The organism is Veillonella intestinalis (genome assembly GCF_943192895.1).
Taxonomy (GTDB): Bacteria; Bacillota; Negativicutes; order Veillonellales; family Veillonellaceae; genus Veillonella_A; species Veillonella_A intestinalis.
Map to the genome: position 1 here is coordinate 155,614 of NZ_CALPCB010000004.1, position 17,722 is coordinate 173,335.

Annotated in this window: 22 protein-coding genes; 19 read left to right on the forward strand and 3 right to left on the reverse strand. The window is 37.9% G+C overall.

Going from position 1 to position 17,722, the window contains the following annotated elements:
- Positions 1-19 precede the first annotated feature (19 nt).
- From NFR27_RS04630 to NFR27_RS04650, 5 genes are all read left to right on the forward strand, one after another.
- Positions 20-715 (forward strand): DUF881 domain-containing protein, encoded by a 696-nt coding sequence (locus tag NFR27_RS04630; protein ID WP_251440908.1) that lies wholly within the window; start codon positions 20-22, stop codon positions 713-715.
- Positions 715-1,059 carry a small basic family protein gene (locus tag NFR27_RS04635; RefSeq protein WP_251440906.1) on the forward strand — a complete coding sequence of 115 codons (345 nt, stop codon included), beginning with the start codon at positions 715-717 and terminating at the stop codon, positions 1,057-1,059. The genes NFR27_RS04630 and NFR27_RS04635 overlap by 1 nt, the downstream gene beginning before the upstream one ends.
- A 144-nt stretch (positions 1,060-1,203) precedes the next feature.
- Positions 1,204-2,208, forward strand: a complete 1,005-nt coding sequence (ftsZ, locus tag NFR27_RS04640) for a cell division protein FtsZ (protein ID WP_251440903.1) — start codon at positions 1,204-1,206, stop codon at positions 2,206-2,208.
- A 41-nt stretch (positions 2,209-2,249) separates the two neighbouring features.
- Positions 2,250-2,828, forward strand: a complete 579-nt coding sequence (locus tag NFR27_RS04645) for an outer membrane beta-barrel protein (RefSeq protein ID WP_251440900.1) — start codon at positions 2,250-2,252, stop codon at positions 2,826-2,828.
- Between the two features lie 237 nt (positions 2,829-3,065).
- The gene (locus NFR27_RS04650; RefSeq protein WP_251440897.1) at positions 3,066-4,316 is read left to right on the forward strand and encodes a pyridoxal phosphate-dependent aminotransferase; all 1,251 of its coding nucleotides are present in this window, start codon (positions 3,066-3,068) and stop codon (positions 4,314-4,316) included.
- Between the two features lie 156 nt (positions 4,317-4,472).
- Here the strand turns inward: NFR27_RS04650 and NFR27_RS04655 are convergent, their stop codons facing one another.
- Positions 4,473-4,712, reverse strand: coding sequence for a DUF896 domain-containing protein (locus tag NFR27_RS04655; protein ID WP_251440895.1), 240 nt, complete (start codon positions 4,710-4,712; stop codon positions 4,473-4,475).
- A gap of 342 nt (positions 4,713-5,054) precedes the next feature.
- Here NFR27_RS04655 and nth point away from each other — a divergent pair, with 342 nt between their 5' ends.
- From nth to NFR27_RS04725, 14 genes are all read left to right on the forward strand, one after another.
- Entirely contained in the window at positions 5,055-5,693 is a 639-nt protein-coding gene (gene nth, locus NFR27_RS04660) for an endonuclease III (RefSeq protein ID WP_251440893.1), read from the forward strand.
- Positions 5,694-5,695: 2 nt separating this feature from the next.
- Entirely contained in the window at positions 5,696-7,177 is a 1,482-nt protein-coding gene (locus NFR27_RS04665; protein WP_251440890.1) for a hypothetical protein, read from the forward strand.
- A 50-nt stretch (positions 7,178-7,227) separates the two neighbouring features.
- On the forward strand, positions 7,228-7,533 hold the full coding sequence (locus NFR27_RS04670) for a YdbC family protein (protein WP_251440888.1): 306 nt from the start codon (positions 7,228-7,230) through the stop codon (positions 7,531-7,533).
- 99 nt (positions 7,534-7,632) lie between these two features.
- A complete protein-coding gene (gene rpmE, locus NFR27_RS04675) occupies positions 7,633-7,830 on the forward strand; it encodes a 50S ribosomal protein L31 (RefSeq protein ID WP_115309447.1) in 198 nt (65 codons plus the stop codon).
- 132 nt (positions 7,831-7,962) lie between these two features.
- Positions 7,963-8,793 (forward strand): DUF1385 domain-containing protein, encoded by an 831-nt coding sequence (locus NFR27_RS04680; RefSeq protein WP_371875174.1) that lies wholly within the window; start codon positions 7,963-7,965, stop codon positions 8,791-8,793.
- A gap of 133 nt (positions 8,794-8,926) precedes the next feature.
- Entirely contained in the window at positions 8,927-10,012 is a 1,086-nt protein-coding gene (gene prfA / locus NFR27_RS04685) for a peptide chain release factor 1 (RefSeq protein WP_251440883.1), read from the forward strand.
- A complete protein-coding gene (prmC, locus tag NFR27_RS04690; RefSeq protein ID WP_251440881.1) occupies positions 10,005-10,886 on the forward strand; it encodes a peptide chain release factor N(5)-glutamine methyltransferase in 882 nt (293 codons plus the stop codon). The genes prfA and prmC overlap by 8 nt, the downstream gene beginning before the upstream one ends.
- A 1-nt stretch (position 10,887) precedes the next feature.
- Positions 10,888-12,006, forward strand: coding sequence for an L-threonylcarbamoyladenylate synthase (locus NFR27_RS04695; RefSeq protein ID WP_251440879.1), 1,119 nt, complete (start codon positions 10,888-10,890; stop codon positions 12,004-12,006).
- 37 nt (positions 12,007-12,043) lie between these two features.
- A complete protein-coding gene (locus NFR27_RS04700) occupies positions 12,044-12,481 on the forward strand; it encodes a low molecular weight protein arginine phosphatase (protein WP_251440877.1) in 438 nt (145 codons plus the stop codon).
- Positions 12,482-12,704: 223 nt separating this feature from the next.
- On the forward strand, positions 12,705-13,142 hold the full coding sequence (gene rpiB, locus NFR27_RS04705) for a ribose 5-phosphate isomerase B (protein ID WP_251440874.1): 438 nt from the start codon (positions 12,705-12,707) through the stop codon (positions 13,140-13,142).
- 69 nt (positions 13,143-13,211) lie between these two features.
- Positions 13,212-14,453 (forward strand): serine hydroxymethyltransferase, encoded by a 1,242-nt coding sequence (gene glyA / locus NFR27_RS04710; RefSeq protein ID WP_251440872.1) that lies wholly within the window; start codon positions 13,212-13,214, stop codon positions 14,451-14,453.
- 129 nt (positions 14,454-14,582) lie between these two features.
- Positions 14,583-15,209 (forward strand): uracil phosphoribosyltransferase, encoded by a 627-nt coding sequence (upp, locus tag NFR27_RS04715; protein WP_251440869.1) that lies wholly within the window; start codon positions 14,583-14,585, stop codon positions 15,207-15,209.
- Positions 15,210-15,341: 132 nt separating this feature from the next.
- Entirely contained in the window at positions 15,342-15,935 is a 594-nt protein-coding gene (locus NFR27_RS04720; protein WP_251440867.1) for a lactate utilization protein, read from the forward strand.
- Positions 15,936-16,139: 204 nt separating this feature from the next.
- Complete coding sequence (locus NFR27_RS04725) at positions 16,140-16,424, forward strand: PepSY domain-containing protein (RefSeq protein ID WP_251440864.1); 285 nt, start codon at positions 16,140-16,142, stop codon at positions 16,422-16,424.
- A 108-nt stretch (positions 16,425-16,532) separates the two neighbouring features.
- Here the strand turns inward: NFR27_RS04725 and NFR27_RS04730 are convergent, their stop codons facing one another.
- Complete coding sequence (locus tag NFR27_RS04730) at positions 16,533-17,006, reverse strand: YjiG family protein (protein ID WP_251440860.1); 474 nt, start codon at positions 17,004-17,006, stop codon at positions 16,533-16,535.
- Positions 16,993-17,670, reverse strand: a complete 678-nt coding sequence (locus NFR27_RS04735; protein ID WP_251440857.1) for a nucleoside recognition domain-containing protein — start codon at positions 17,668-17,670, stop codon at positions 16,993-16,995. Before NFR27_RS04735 ends, NFR27_RS04730 begins: the two co-directional genes overlap by 14 nt.
- Between the last annotated feature and the right edge of the window lie 52 nt (positions 17,671-17,722).

The window sequence follows — 17,722 nt, forward strand, 5'->3', positions numbered from 1 at the left end:
TAATAATGGAAGAGGAAGCATGTTAAAGCAAGGTCGTTGGGCGATAGCCGCTGTAAGCATGTTGTTAGGCGTCATGTTGGTAGGGCAATATAAAATGACGCAAAGTATTGCGGCTAGCAACATTCATTTACAGCGTACAGGAGATTTAGCACGTGAACTGACGGCAGTTGAAAAGGAACGGGATGAACTACGTCAGCAATTAGAAGCAATACAAAAAAATAATGCCACTGCTAGTGCAGTGAGTGATATTAACTTATTAAAACAACGAGCGGGCCTCACTGATGTGAGTGGTCCAGGAGTAGTCATTACAATTAATGACAGTAAAGTTCCCGTAAAAGATAATGAAAATCCCAATCTCTATTTAATTCATGATGAAGATTTATTACGTGTTCTCAATGAATTGCGCGCTGGTGGTGCTGAGGCCATTGCTATTAATGATCAGCGCTTAGTAGGCACTTCAGAGGTACGTTGTGCAGGACCAACGGTTATGGTAAATGGTAAAGTATTTGCACCGCCTTTTGTTATTAAGGCCATTGGTGATCCAAAAACATTATCAGCCGCTTTAACCATGCGTGGTGGTGTAGTAGAATCTTTAAAATATTGGGGGATTGAATTAAAAATCCAAAAAGAAGATAACATTGTAGTACCTGCTTTTTCAGGAACCTTTAAGGAGGAACATTTAAAAGAGCTTAATCAAGGAGGCGGTAAAAAATAATGATGTATTTATTTATCGCTGGCGGGTTAATTTTGGGGATTGCTATTGGCGTGTTAACTCCATTAGAAATTTCACCTATTTATGCTAAATATACTTCGGTTGCCTTATTAGCCGCTTTGGATAGTGTATTTGGTGGCACTCGAGCAGCCTTAGAGCGTATCTTTAATTTATCTATCTTTTTGACCGGTTTCTTTTCAAATTCACTATTAGCCGCTTTGTTAGTATTCTTGGGCAATTTTGTTGGTATCGACCTCTATTATGTTGCATTAATCAGTTTTGGCTTACGATTGTTCCAAAATACCGCAGCAATTCGTCGATTACTTTTGTCAAGACGTACAAAATAAGGTATACTTTTACTTAAAAGAGTGGAAAAAATAAAAAAAATAGTGTAAAATGAAATGAAACTAGTTATAATAATATTGAATATAATCACTTAGTTTGAAATAAAGGGCATATAAATCTTACGGGCAACAGGAGGAGGAACGTAAATGTCGGAATTCGCAAGTATTAAAGTTATTGGTGTCGGTGGTGGCGGAAGCAACGCCGTAAATCGTATGATTGACAGTGGCCTTCAAGGTGTAGAGTTCTTGGTAGCCAATACAGAAACACAAGCATTAGATAATTCAAAAGCAACAACAAAAATCCAATTAGGTGAAAAATTGACTAAAGGTCTTGGTGCCGGTGCTAACCCAGAAGTAGGGGAAGAAGCTGCTCAAGAAAGTCGTGAAGAAATTACTAAAGCCCTTCAAGGTTCCGACATGGTATTTGTTACTGCTGGTATGGGTGGTGGCACTGGTACTGGTGCAGCGCCAATCGTAGCAGAATGTGCTCGTGAAATGGGTGCGTTAACTGTTGGTGTTGTAACAAAACCATTTACTTTTGAAGGTAAACGTCGTAAAAATCAAGCTGATAAAGGTATTGAAATGTTAACTAGCAAAGTAGATACAATTATTGTGATTCCTAATGATAAATTATTGCAAGTTGTGGATAAAAAGACTCCATTGAATGAAGCCTTCCGTACGGCTGACGATGTGCTTCGTCAAGGTATTAAAGGTATTTCTGATTTGATTACAGTACCAGGTCTTATTAACCTTGACTTTGCTGACGTTAAAACTATTATGACTAATCAAGGGGAAGCTTTGATGGGCATTGGTATCGGCGAAGGTGAAAACCGTGCTGTTGATGCTGCTAAAATGGCAATTAATAGCCCATTATTAGAAACTTCTATTGAAGGGGCTAAAGGCATTCTCTTGAATATTACTGGTAGCAATGATTTAAGCTTATTCGAAATTAACGAAGCGGCTGAAATCATTTCCGAAGCAGCGGATCCAGAAGCAAATATTATCTTTGGTTCCGTTATAGATGAAAACCTTGGAGATCGCGTACAAATTACTGTTGTAGCTACTGGCTTCGGGGCGCAACCTAAAACAGGTGTGACAAAATCTCCATTTGGAACCGTAGGGCCAGAAATTCCTACATTTATGAAACGCTAATTAAATAATTAGTTTTGTGTTGAGATTTGAGGAGGTACCTTATGAACAAGAAATTATTCGTGGCTACTTTAGCCTCTACTATGTTAACTGGCGCTGCTTTTGCAGCTGCTGTACCTGTAACTGACATTAACGAAGGTCAGAGCAAAGTGGGTGTTGAATACAGCTTTAACCAAAGCGTAACTGGCGAAAGCGGTCATGCTGATGGTTTTGGTGCTAACTTACAAACTGCTTTAAGCGATAAATGGGCTTTACAATATGCTTATAGCAAAGTAAATCTTGATGATCAGAGCGATTTGAAAGATCATCAATTAGCAGCTGTATATAAAATCCATCCAAATGTAAACGTATACGGTGCTGGTACATACATTAAAGCAGCTGGCGATCATGAAACTGGTATGCAAGCTGGTGTAATTGGTCATGTGCCATTAGCTGACAAACTTAATGGTTATGCTAAAATCGGTTTTGGTAATGACATCAAAAATACATATCAAATCGGTGCTGCTTATGAGTTAAACGAAGATTTAGATCTTAATGTATATTATCAATATGATAAATACAGTGTAGATGGCGATCGTGGCACTGTTAAAGGCTTACATGCTGGCGTAGGTTACAACTTCTAATATTATCTAGAGTTGTTACTACTAGGCAATAGCTAGTGATTAATCAAGTCCGTGACTATAGATTTCTATAGTCACGGGCTTTTTTAATCTAATTATTAGAAAAAATAGTATATAAAATAGACACAATAGTGTATACAATATTCTTTTGAAAAACAATGCATTTCCGCTTGTAAGAGACACCTATTTTAGTTATTATTAAGTAAGGAATTATTAACTTAAGATGGGATGGTGTTATAAATGACTATGAGTATGGCTGCTGCGCACGCCCGTGGCAAAAAAGCAAAAGATAATATTTTCGTCATGAATGCACGAGCACAGGAAGATGCTCGACAAAATGGGAAAGAAAATGTATTGAATGGCACCTTGGGTTCTATTATGGACGAAGAGGGGAATATTGTCTTCTTAAAAGCCGTAGAACATGAATACTTGCATTTACCACGCAATGAATATACTGCATATGCGCCTATTGCAGGCTTGCCAGAATTTTTAGAAGCTGCTCAAAAAGAGTGCTTTGGTGAATCAAGACCAGACGCTTTAATTTCAGCTGTGGCAACGGCTGGTGGTACTGGTGGGATTCATCATTTAGTTCATAATTATACTAACCCAGAAGATGTGGTTCTTACAGCCGATTGGTATTGGGGTGCTTATGAACAAATTTGTGGTGATAATCACCGTCGTTTAGAAACATATCCTTTGTTTGATGAAAGTTTGCATTTTAACTTCGAAGCTTTTAAAGCAAAAGCTTTAGAAGTAGCCGCTAATCAGGAAAATGTAGTGTTAATTTTCAATACACCTGGTAATAATCCTACAGGTTTTAGCTTAACGGATGAAGATTGGGATAAAGTCATTGGTTTTGCTAAGGAGTTAGTAGGCAGTGGCAAGAATAAAGTTATTATTGCTTGTGACGTTGCATATATTGATTACTCTGGTGAAAAGCAAACAGTACGTCGTTTCTTTAAAAAGTTTAGCCAATTACCAAAAGAAATTTTAGTAGTAGCTTGCTATAGTTTATCTAAAGGCTTTACTATGTATGGTCAGCGTGTTGGCGCGATGATTGGTATTACATCTGATAAAGATGTTAATAATGAATTTACAGAAATTAATGCTTTAACATCTCGTGCTACTTGGTCTAATATTTGTCGTCCAGCTATGCGCACTATGGCGAATATTGTAAATGATCCAGCTAAGTTGGCTGCTCATGAAAAAGAACGTGCTGAATATTGTGAATTGGTGCAAGAACGTGCTCATATTTTTACAGAAGAAGCGAAAGAATTGGGCGTTCCTTGCTTGCCATATTGTGGTGGTTTCTTCTTGACGATTCCTACTGAACATAGTAAAGAAATTGTTGAGGAATTAACAAAAGATCATGTGTATGTCATTGCTTTAAAACATGGTATTCGTATTGCTGCTTGTAGCATTCCTAAGCGTCAAATGCATGGTTTAGCTAAAACTGTATATAATGTAATGCATCGATTAGGTCATTTATAAAAGTAGTTATAAGTGAATTGATGTAAGATTTTCTCTATGTTTTCTATGGATATAGAGAAGATTTGAGAATATACAATGTAAGTAAGATGTTAATATAAAAATCCGGTAACTAATTTTTATAGGTTAGTTACCGGATTTTTTTTATGTTTATATAGTTTAATGAGTCTGTTTTTTAGCCTTAGCAGCTGCTAAATCTTTGGCCGGTGTAATAGTTCCCGTTTCTTCGTCGACAAATTGAACGCGGTCCAGTTGTGATTTTACTTGGCCCCGAATAAAGTCGAGATAAATACGGTATAATTCTTTTTTTTCAACCAATTCTGCCTCTGTTAAGGCTTGACCGGACTTCTTTTTATGAGCTAATTCATTGATACGAGCTAACACATCATTAATTTCCATACAATCCTCCCAAGTAGTAATATGTAATTATTATATCATATCGGTCAATGAGGTTCTATGCGAAACTATAAGATATAGGGGGCAATAGAAGGGGCTTTTTAGAAGGTGTGTTGTTTGATGTTTCCCTAATGTTAGTGATATAATTGTAAAAGTATGAGGTTTACTGATTGTTTATGGTACAATATGAATTAGAAGATTATATGCTATCAGTGTTAGAGATAGATTTTTAAAAGTATCTAATTTTTATTTTTAGAAGCAATTAATTCTTTAGCGGTCATGTAAGATATGAGTGATAGCACATAGTGAATAGGTATTCGATAATGGCATTAGGAGTCTATAATAATGCGTGTAACTAAAGCTATTAAAGCAGAACAAATTGAAATATTAGAAACTATATATAAAGATGCCAAGCCGGCACTACATTATAATAGTCCTTTTGAATTATTAGTGGCGGTTGTATTATCGGCACAGTGTACGGATGAGCGAGTTAATATTATTACGAATCGTTTATTTCCTACTTATAGTGATCCAGCTGACATGCTTGCCTTAGGTACTGCAAAGTTAGAAGTACTAATTCGTGATTGTGGTCTCTATCGGGCAAAAGCTGCTAATTTAATTAAAACTTGCGATATTTTGGTGCATACCTATGGTGGTGAAGTACCAGCAGATTTTGACAAATTGGTACAATTGCCAGGAGTAGGGCGTAAAACAGCGAATGTACTAATTTCTGTTTTGTTTGATATACCAGCTATTGCTGTAGATACGCATGTGTTTAGAGTGTCTAATCGCTTAGGCTTAGCACGTGGCAAGACACCTGAAGCGGTAGAAGAAAAACTTAAAAAAGCGATTCCCATGGAAAAATGGAGTGCGGCACATCATTGGTTGATTTGGCATGGTCGTAAAATATGCAAGGCCCGCAAACCTGTATGTGGTGAATGTCCGTTGGCTCATGTATGTCCGTCAGCGGGTAAGGAGGCATAAAATTGAAAGAAGCAATGCAAAGTATAATTAATAAATTTAAAGAGCTAGGAGTTACGGGAAGTGACGTAGTAACAGAACTTTTGCGCTTTCGTGTATTGGATCAAATATTACAAGGTAGTTCTGAAGTTCGTCAATGGGGGATTACTGGTGAAAAGCTATATGAATTAGCTACGCAGAGTACAGTAGAGGTTTTTGGTCCCATTCCTTATGATCAAGCGGGTTTTGAACGAGTGTATGGCCCATCGTTTGCAATAGAAGTGATGGATTTTATTAGTGAAACTGGTTATGTGGAAGGGATTGTAAGTGGTGAACAATGGCGTTTGCCATTTAAGGAAATTATTGAAACACATAAATCCACGGAAGGTATTATTTTACTTGCCTTTATTGAAGAATATGCTAGCTTAGCTGAAGAGATTCTACAAACTCTGCCAGTAGAGCGTTTATTATTGTATACGCCATCAGAGACATGCTATAACTTATTTAAGCAATTATATCCATTGGCACCAGTCATAAATGAATGGCCAGACGATGTAATTTTTGACCATATTATTGCGGCATCGACTGGTTTATTCCGAGCACCTGTACAGATAATGGAAGAGTTAGCAACCCGTGTAGGCAATATTACAGAATTAGGCACGGCTCATTATTTTATTCCTATTAGTGCGATTCAGGACCAGGTAGGCATGAATCGTATGGCAGTACAATATATGCTTTTACAAAAGCGTTTGCAAACTGTACGGGAATGGGCTCCTTTAGGGACATATGAGTTTGTATATACTAATTATGATGTAAAAAAAGTAGGATTGGAGATTCGTGAGGTTATAGACGATGGCTGGCGCAGTACACCATTTATTGCCTTGCCACATGAAGTATTAGCCTCTATGGATACGTTTTCGTTAGTGCAGTATGGTTTATCACTATGTGGTGTAGAACCTGCTATGAAGGCGCAATTGCCTACGTTAGGTGAAGATGGCTTTACCTCATTAGATCCTAAAGTGCCTTTATATGTGCAGAAGATTTTTAGTGCTTATGAAGCGACTCGTCTAGTAGTAGAACGTCAGGGCTTAGATGTGCAGTTAAAACTTGTTGAACAGCCTGGCCGTCCTAGCGGTGAAGCTTTGGATGAAGTGGCGTATGCAGAATTAGTCGAACAGGTGGATGTATCTCAGGACACAGACGCATATTGGTTATTTACGAATGCGCAAGCTGCCTATATTTGGTATACCTATTTCCGTAGTGAAAAAGGGAAAGCTGTATTAACTAAATTAGCTCAGATGGTTTTATCATCAGCGGCCTTATTGCAGTTGATGGGCAGTGTACGGCGTAGTGTTATTAAGGAAGAGGCCCTAGCTGAATTAGCCGGACAATTTGAAACAGCGCGAGAAGCACGTAAACAAGCCTTAGAAAAAGCAGACAAGGATTGGCAGACTGCTATTGAAACTATGGCGGCTGAAATTGTGCCACCGGCTGAAGTAACGAATTGACAGGATTGAGGAATTGGGATAAAGTAAAGGAATAGACTAGGAGGTACGTAATGGCTGTAGTAAATTTTGAGATTTATAAAGTACTTGGCACTTTATCTGAAAATAAAGATGGCTGGAAAAAGCAGTTAACTTGTACTAGTTGGGGACGTTATAACCCTAAATTTGATCTTCGCTCTTGGGACAGTGAGTACAATGGTATGACTAAGGGGATTACTTTGTCTCTAGAAGAAATTTTGGCGCTTCGCGATTTATTAAATGAAGTAGATTTAGAAGCGGCTTATGAAGAATCTGTAGCGGAACGTCAAGTTGCTAAAGCTGCTGAAAAGGCAGCTGAAAAAGATGGGGCCGACGAATAAGAAAAATTTTATCATTTTCAGTTGAATAAGTTGCATTAACTGATTCTCCATGATATAATCAATAAGCATAGTTTTGGACAGTGGAAAGAGGTGTATAGAATGAAAGAAGGAATTCATCCTAATTATGGTGAAGCTACCGTAACTTGCGGTTGTGGCAATACGTTTAAAACTGGTTCTGTTAAAAACGACCTTCGTGTAGACGTATGTTCCAAATGTCATCCGTTCTTCACAGGACAGCAACGTACTGCTCAGGCTCGCGGTCGTATCGAACAATTCAACAAGCGTTACGGTAAATAATTACTGTAGTCTAGCTATACAAATAATACGGCAGAGCTTCGGCTCTGCCTATATTTGTTTGAGAGAGGAGACGCTTTGGAAACAAAACGAGTTAAAAAATTTGTAGGTGGACAGGCGGTCATAGAAGGTGTTATGATGCGCGGCCCTAAGTATACAGCCACAGCGGTTAGAGAACCGAGTGGCCAGATTGTAGTCGATAGGACTACAACTAGTTCAATTAGTGAACAATATCCTATATTAAAGAAACCTTTATTGCGTGGTTGTGTAGCTTTATATGAGTCTTTAGTGATTGGTATGAAGGCGTTATCTTTTTCAGCTAAAGCGGCCGGAGAAGAGGAAGAAACAATGACGAATAAGGAAATAGCCATTACTATGGTTATTTCTACCTTATTAGCTATTGGATTATTTTTGGCTTTACCAACATATGCAGCTAAGTGGATTCCTGGTGTAGGAGATAATCATTTTGTATTGAATTTAATAGAAGGTGCTATCCGCTTACTTCTATTTTTGCTTTATATATGGGTTATTGGACAGACTAAAGATATTCGTCGAGTATTTCAATATCATGGTGCTGAACATAAGACCATTCATACCTATGAAAGTGATATGCCTTTAACGGTAGCGAATGTGCGTAATCATTCCCGGTTACATGCTCGTTGTGGCACTAACTTTTTACTCATTGTTATGGTAACAAGTATCTTTGTATTTGCTTTTTTAGGATGGCCTAGTTTATGGGAGCGTATCCTTTCACGGGTTGTTTTAATGCCCGTAGTAGCAGGGATTGCTTATGAAATGATTCGCTTAGCTGGTCGCAGTGATAACGCCTTGGTAAAACTCTTAATAACACCAGGCTTATGGTTGCAGTATATGACAACTCGAGAGCCCGAAGATGATCAAATTGAAGTGGCTATTCGCGCTCTTGAAGAAGTAAGACCTAGCGAAGAAGATGCTTATGAAGTGTAACTTTGTCTAGATAACGATAGTAGCTTATTAGTTATTAAGTAGAATATCAATTATTAATTAGTTATTAATTAGTTATTAATTCGTTATTAAGATGAAGAAATTGATAGAATTAACCTGAAAGGGGTACCCATTCATGGTATTAGTAGATAAATTACAAGTTATTGAAGATAAATATATGGACTTGGAGCAACGCATTAGTGACCCTGAAGTGATTGCTCGTCAACAAGAGTGGCAAAAATTAACACGTCAGCATGCTAGTCTTACTGAAACAGTACAAGCTTTTCGCGAGTATAAACAAGTGTTAACTGGCATTGATGAAGCACTTGAAGTATTAGAAGATAAAAGTCTTGATGAAGAGTTTCGTGAAATGGCACAAGAAGAATTAAAAGAGCTAAAAGAGCGTAAAGAAGATCTAGAAGAGCGTCTTCATATTCTATTGTTGCCTAAAGATCCTAATGATGAAAAGAATGTTATTGTGGAAATTCGTGGCGGTGCTGGTGGCGATGAAGCTGCTTTATTTGCTGGCGATTTATTCCGCATGTACACGAAATATGCAGAAGCACAGGGCTGGCGTTGTGAAATTATTGATGCGAATGCACCAGAATTGGGAGGCTTTAAAGAAGTCGTATTCTCCGTTGATGGCAATAGTGCGTATTCTAAATTGAAATTTGAAAGTGGTGTACATCGTGTGCAACGCGTACCAGAAACAGAATCGTCTGGTCGTATTCATACATCGACTGTAACAGTAGCTGTTTTACCAGAAGCAGAAGATGTAGACATTGAAATTAACGACAAGGACCTTCAAATTGACACTTATTGTGCCAGTGGCGCTGGTGGACAGCACGTTAACCGTACTGAATCAGCGGTTCGTATTACTCACAAACCAACTGGTATTGTAGTAGCTTGTCAAGATGAACGTTCCCAATTAAAAAATAAAGATAAGGCAATGCGCGTTTTACGTGCAAAGTTGCAAGATAAAGCAGAACAAGAAGCAGCTGCTAGTGTAGCCGCTGATCGTAAAAGTCAAGTAGGTACTGGTGACCGTAGTGAACGTATCCGTACCTATAATTTCCCTCAAGGCCGTGTTACTGATCATCGCATTAATTTAACTTTGTATAAGTTAGATGCCGTGCTTAATGGGGATTTAGACGAATTGATTCAAGCTTTAGTTGCGGCAGATCAAGCTGCTAAAATGCAGGAGGCTGATCAAAATGCCTAAGGAGCTATGGACGATTGGTCGTTTGCTCCAGTGGACAGAGCAGTATTTTCTCGGCAAAGGCGTCGAATCAAGTCGCCTTGATGGGGAAGTGCTGCTTTCTCATATATTGGGGAAAGATAGGATATATCTTTATACACATTATGATAAGCCGCTAACTAAGGCTGAATTAGATGCTTATCGTCCTTTAGTCATAGAGCGTGGTAAGGGTTATAGTGTAGCTGCTATTATTGGTGAAAAAGAATTTATGGGCCTTACTTTTTCAGTTACAAAAGATGTACTCATCCCAAGACCAGACACAGAAACGTTGGTAGAGGATATTTTAACAATTATCCCTAAGGAAGAAAGTTCTTATATTTTAGATGTATGTACAGGACCTGGGACTATTTTATATAGTTTGTTACATTATCTTCCTGAAGCGACTGGTTTAGGCCTTGATATTAGTAAAGAGGCCTTAACCGTAGCAGTGTCTAATCGGGAGCGATTACAGTTAGAAGAACGGGCTAAATTGTGCATGTCTGATTTATTTAGTGCTTTACAACAGGACTCACAATATGAAGAGGCTTTTGACATTATTGTGTCTAATCCGCCTTATATTCCTACTGAAGAAGTGAAAACATTAGCACCAGAAGTATTGCACGAGCCTATATTAGCGTTAGATGGAGGTGCTGATGGGCTTGATTTTTATCGGCGCTTAGTAGTAGAAGCTCCTCGGTATTTGAAAAAAGGCGGCTATTTAGCTGTTGAAATAGGGTATGATCAAGCGGAGAAAGTGATTGCTTTAGCTAATGCAGTAGGCTGTTATAGTGAAGTAGTGGCTAATGCGGATATTGCAGGGATTGTACGTGAATTACGGTGGCAGAAAATAGGTGATTAAAATGGCATTAGAAACTAAAATATATAGACAATTAGAAGACGCTGATATTGCTGAATTGGGCGCCCGCTTACGGGACGGTCAATTAGTAGCGATTCCGACGGAAACCGTATATGGCTTAGGGGCTAATGGGTTTGATGAAGTAGCTATGGCTCGTATTTATGAAGCCAAAGGTCGTCCGTCTGATAATCCATTAATTTTACATGTTCCTAATCAGGCTAGTGTTCTACCTTTAGTAAAGGAAATTCCACCTATTGCGAAACAATTAATGGATGCCTTTTGGCCAGGACCATTAACAATCATTTTGCCTAAGTCTGATAAAGTGCCACTTCGAGCTACTGGTGGTCTTGATAGTGTAGCAATCCGTTCTCCAGACCATGAAGTCTGTCGGGCTATTTTAGAAGCGGCTGGCGTGCCTATTGCGGCTCCTAGTGCTAATATTTCAGGCCGACCTAGCCCGACTACGGCTGAAGCTGTATACCACGATATGAAAGGGCGAATTGAGGCGATTGTTGATGCAGGTCCTTGCGAGGTAGGTGTGGAATCTACGATTGTAGAATGTGGTGAAGACAGCGTGACCATATTACGACCCGGTGGTGTAACTGACGCTATGCTACGTCAGGTGGTTAGTCAGGTAAATTTTGATGAAGCGTTGACAGCACCAGATGTGGCACCCAAAGCACCGGGAATGAAATATAAGCACTATGCACCAGATGGAGAAATGACTACTTATGTAGGCGTTCCTAAATTAATTAGTGAAGCTATGATTGAAGCTATGGAATCAATTCAAGCTGAATATAAAGCAAAGACGCAAGCTATGGCGGGTGAGCATAATATAAAACCATTACGATTTGGCTTCTTAATTAATGAGGAAGTGGCTCAATTCTTAGACATATATTTGGCTGATTTATCGGTGCCATTTGAATTTACTATTTATGGCAATGCGGCAGATTATCGAGGGTTAGCACGTTCATTATATGCCTCCTTATTGATGTTCAATGATGCTGGTGTGACTCATATATTTGCTACGGGCGTACCACGGCAAGGTTTTGGGCGAGCTATCATGAATCGCATGGATAAGGCGAGCGGCTATAAAATTGTAAATGCTATTCCTAAGCGATAATAATCAGGGCTTTAGTTATTAGGAAATGAGGTTTATTATGAATATTTTATTTGTTTGCACAGGCAATACTTGTCGCAGTCCAATGGCAGAAGGTTTATTGCGTGTAATGGCGGAAAAAGAAAATAAAGATATTACTACACTATCAGCGGGCTTATTTACAGCACCAGGGGGGCGGGTATCACCATATGCTGAAACGGCAGTTAAAGATATGGTAGATATTTCGATGCATCAGTCTCGACCACTCACTAAAGCGTTAATTGATGCGGCTGATTTAATATTAGGTCTTTCCTCTGATCATAAAAACGTATTACTTCGTCAATTCCCTGATTTGAAAGATAAAATAATGACCTTAGGTGAATGGGCTGGCACTCAGGAAGATGTAGCAGACCCATTTGGTGGCACACAAGAAGAATATGATGCCTGTGCCGCTCAAATTAAAACCTTATTAGCAAAAGGGTTAGCTAATTTAAAATAAGTTTACCTTAACTTTCATTGGTTAATTAATTTCTAATAATGTTACTTTTTAGAGATATTTATAGTTGTTGGTTAGTATTGATATTTTTAAATATAAATACTATTTTCTATAAATTGACAAGTATCTTTAGAATATGTACAAATGTCGTTGCTTGATTTAATACGACATAGTAAAATAGTGTGAGAGATATTTATATTTCAAAGTAGCGATTAGGAGGGATAGGATGAAAGTAGCCATTGGTGCAGACCATGGTGGAGTTCATTTAAAGGCTGCTGTAAAAGCGGTTCTTGATGAGCTTAACGTGGACTATACTGACTTCGGAACTGATTCTGAAGCATCAGTAGATTATCCAGACATTGCAGCTCCAGTAACTAAAGCGGTAGCAGCGGGTGAATATGATCGGGGCATTTTAATTTGTGGCACTGGTATTGGTATTGGTATTGCGGCTAATAAAGTAGCGGGTATTCGTGCGGCACTTTGTCATGATACATTTTCCGCGCATGCTTCGCGAGAGCATAATAATGCAAATATTCTTACTATGGGTGAACGGGTTATTGGCCCAGGTCTAGCAACAGATATCGTAAAAATTTGGCTAACTACTGAATTTGAAGGGGGCCGTCATGAACGGCGTGTTGCTAAAATTGCTGAATTAGAGGCGTAAGCCTTTATAATTTGGGAAACAACTTTTATTTCATAGGCACTATGAGTTGAGTGTGTAGGAGGTAATGCTATGAGCATTCTTAAAGGTCAAGATCCAGAATTAAAACAATGTATTGATTTAGAGTTGAGCCGTCAGCGTAATAAATTGGAAATGATTGCGTCTGAAAACTTTGTTTCAGAAGCCGTTATGGAAGCGCAAGGCAGTGTATTAACTAACAAATATGCAGAAGGTTATTCTGGTAAACGCTATTATGGTGGCTGTGAATATGTTGATATGGTAGAAGATTTAGCTATTGCACGAGCTAAAAAATTATTTGGCGCTGATCATGTAAACGTACAACCTCATTCTGGTTCTCAAGCTAACTTTGGGGTATATTTTGCACTATTAAAACCAGGTGATACTATTATGGGGATGAACTTATCTCATGGTGGTCACTTGACTCATGGTTCTCCTGTTAATGTATCAGGCACATATTTTAACATTGTACCGTACGGTGTGAATGCAGAAACACAACAAATCGACTATGATGAAATGCGTAGTATTGCTTTAGAAACTAAGCCAAAAATGATTATTGGCGGTGGTAGTGCATATTCCCGCATTATCGACTTTAAGAAAATGGCTGATATTGCTCATGAAGTAGGGGCTATTTTCATGGTTGATATGGCTCATTTTGCTGGTTTAGTAGCTGCTGGCTTACATCCAAATCCAGTGGAATATGCTGATGTAGTAACAACTACAACACATAAAACATTACGTGGTCCACGTGGTGGTATGATTCTTTGCAAAGAAGAATATGCAAAAGCTATTGATAAAGCAATCTTCCCTGGTATTCAAGGGGGGCCTTTGATGCATGTTATTGCAGCTAAAGCCGTTGCTTTTGGTGAAGCCTTACAGCCAGCTTTCAAAGAATATGCACAACAAGTTATCACTAACGCTAAAGTATTAGCAGCAGCACTTGAAAAAGAAGGGTTCTTAATTGTTTCTGGTGGTACAGATACTCATGTAATGTTAGTAGATGTACGTAGCTGTGGCTTAACTGGTAAAGTGGCAGAGTTCTTACTTGATGAAGTAGGGATTACTTGCAATAAAAATACAATTCCATTCGATCCAGAAAGTCCTTTTGTAACAAGTGGTATTCGTTTGGGTACACCAGCGTTAACAACTCGTGGCTTAAAAGAAGCTGATATGGAAGAAATTGCGTCTATTATTGCTTTAGTTCTTAAAAACTCAGAAGATAAAGCAAAACATGAAGAAGCGGCTAAACGAGTAGCTGCTCTTTGTGAAAAATATCCTATGTATCCTAATCTATAATACGAGTAGCAGAGAGAGAGAGTTTCACATAGTGTGAGCAGGTTATACATTAGAGACTAGATTGTAGTATAATGTATAGTACACACAAAGTAATGCACAGTATTTAGGCATAAGGAGGCACTAAATTTTATGAATGTTAATGTAATGACTCATCCCTTGATTCAACATAAAGTAACCTTGATTCGCAATGTAGAAACAGGGTCAAAAGATTTTCGTGAATTATTGGAAGAAATTACACTATTAATGGGTTACGAAATTACTCGTGACTTACCTTTGGAAGATGTAGAAGTTCAGACACCATTAGTAAAAGCAATTGGTAAACAAATTGCTGGTAAAAAATTAGGGATTATTCCTATTTTACGTGCTGGCTTGGGCATGGTTAATGGCTTGTTGGAATTAATGCCAATGGCTAAGGTGGGGCATGTAGGTTTATATCGTGATCCTGAAACCTTAAAACCAGTTGAATATTACTGCAAATTGCCTTCTGATTTAGCAGGTCGTCGTATTATTGTGACTGACCCTATGCTTGCTACTGGTGGTAGTGCATCAGCAGCTATTACGCTTTTAAAAGAAAAAGGGGCTCGTGATATTCAGTTGATGTGTCTTGTTGCGGCCCCACAAGGGGTAGAAGTAGTCAATAAAGAGCATCCTGATGTGCGCATTTATGTGGCAGCTCTTGATGAAGACTTAAATGAACATGGCTATATCTTACCTGGTCTTGGTGATGCAGGGGACCGTATTTTTGGTACTAAATAATGTTCCTACAATACGAGAAATAGCTGTTAGCGTATATAGTGTATAAAATTAAATAGTTTGACAATAGAACAAGAATTGGTAGCCAATTCTTGTTCTATTTGTATATATAGGTCTTAAAGGCAGGTGTCTTATATGGATTTTACAAAGATTACTGAGAATTTAAAAACTCGTGGCTATACAGTTAAAAGATTTGCTACTGGTAAAGAAGCAGCACAATACTTAAATGAGGTTATTAATGGGGTGTCAGTTGGCATTGGTGGTTCTGCTACAGTAAGAGATATCGGGTTATTTGAATTATTAGAAACACATAATATTGTATATTGGCACTGGCAACAAGAACCAGATAAAGCACGGCATGGGGCAATGGATACAGAGATTTATATTGCTTCTGTGAATGGGATTGCTGAAACGGGTGAGATTGTTAATATTGACGGCAATGGAAATCGCTTAGCTTCCATGATGTTTGGACATAAAAAGTTATATCTAGTTGTTGGTAAGAATAAAATTACAAAGACTTATGAGGATGCTGTATGGCGAGCTAGAAATATTGCAGCGCCACAGCGAGCTCAACAATTGAAGGTAAAAACTCCATGTGCCATTAAGGGAGATCGGTGTTATGATTGTAAAAGTCCAGAACGAATTTGTCGTGGTATGGTAACTATGTGGGGCCCTACTAGCAGTATGGCTTGTGAAATTATTTTTATTGATGAAGAGTTAGGTTTATAAGAAGAGCAGTTAGCTGTGAATAACTTTCTGTAAAAAACATAGCTTAAAAAATAATTAATCATTACTTAAATGCATAGAATATGATTTTTTATCATTGGACATATATCTATATATCGAATATAATAGATGTATAGAAAACAGTAAATAACATAATATATTTATGCATAGTTTATATTTGATGTTTAACGTAAAGAGAGGTAACTAATGAAAATGAACAAGTCTTTAAAAGTATTAACATTATCTTTGGTAGCTGCAGGTGCATTTACGTTTGCACAAGCTAATGGTGAAATTACTTTAGATCAAGCTACAGAAATCGCATTGGCAAAAGTGCCTGGTGCTAATGCATCTCATGTTTATAAAGCACATCCAGATTGGGAAGATGGCCGTAAAGTATATGAAGGTAAAATCTTCTTCAATGGCGTAGAATATGAATTTGAAATTGATGCAGCTACAGGCCAAATTACAGAGTGGGATATTGACCGCGACTAATAGAATAAAAGATAATTTTAATTCTAATTTATAAATAATAAAAGAGCCCCTAATTAGGGGCTCTTTTATTATTTGTTATTTTTTGTAAGGATATTTAGTGTTATAGGATTAAAACATTAATGTTAAGAAACGCATAATAAACATGGCAACTATAGCATTAACTACACTTAGTAATATAAGAAGAGGCCAATATTTAACAGGTATATCAGCAACGCCTAACAAGCGTCCCATATATTGTAATTGAGAGCCTATTAAGAAGATTGCCGGCATTAAGATAGTTGCACCTGTACCATCTAGTATGCCTTGTCCCATTAAACTTACCGCTATTCCTACGCCAGCAGAAGAAGATAACCAAGAGGTTAGTAATACCGTAATAGCTTCACCAGGGAGACCAAAGACAGCCATAATTGGCCCAAATATAACACCTACTAAATCTAATATGCCTAATAGTTTTAATATAAGCGCTAGGGTATAGGCCATTAATACATTTGGTAATAAATTAGTGGTACCTACTGTAAATCCTTTACGGGCACCAATGATAAAAATATCGAAAGGATTTTTACTTGTTTTATTGTTGCTCATTAGTGAAGTCCCCCTTATAAATGGTATTTAAGGCGATACGGCAAAGTACTGCACCTAAGAATTTTAAAATAAAAATACATACTAATGGTATTGATAAAGGGAGAACTAATACTCCAAAAAGAGCGGCTCCATTTGAAAAGTAATTTGATATCATACCAGCTCCACTATATTGCCATTGAGCAATGATTATGAGTTCTTTTAAAGTAACTTGTTTATTATCGAAAAGTTCTTTAGTGAGGGCTGCGCCAGCATCAGTGCTTTGTAAATCAGTGATTAAAGCTAAGCCAGTTCTACCTGGTACTCGCATAATAGGATATAAGAGCGGAGTTAATAGTTTGTGAGCAGCACGGATTGCACCATATTCAGTTAATACTTCTAGAATACCAAGGGCAAGCATAATAGATGGAATAAGTGATAAAGCAAAAATAAAACCTTGTCGTGCACCTTCACCTTTTACACCTAGGAAGTTTAATTTACTTCCTTCACCACTAATGATACCAAATTTGCCACCTAATGTAGTAAAGTCGAAAGCGCCAAGCCAAGCATGGCCTTGAACTTTCATAAAAATTCCCGAGAAAAATAAGATTGCTACGGCTAAAGCAATGTAGTCAGTCCATTTTGTTTTGGGGTTCCAATCAGTTTGGTTTTGTTCTTGAATTTTCATTTGTAGCCCTCCTTTGAACAAATATACTTGTATAGTAGATGAAAATATTATA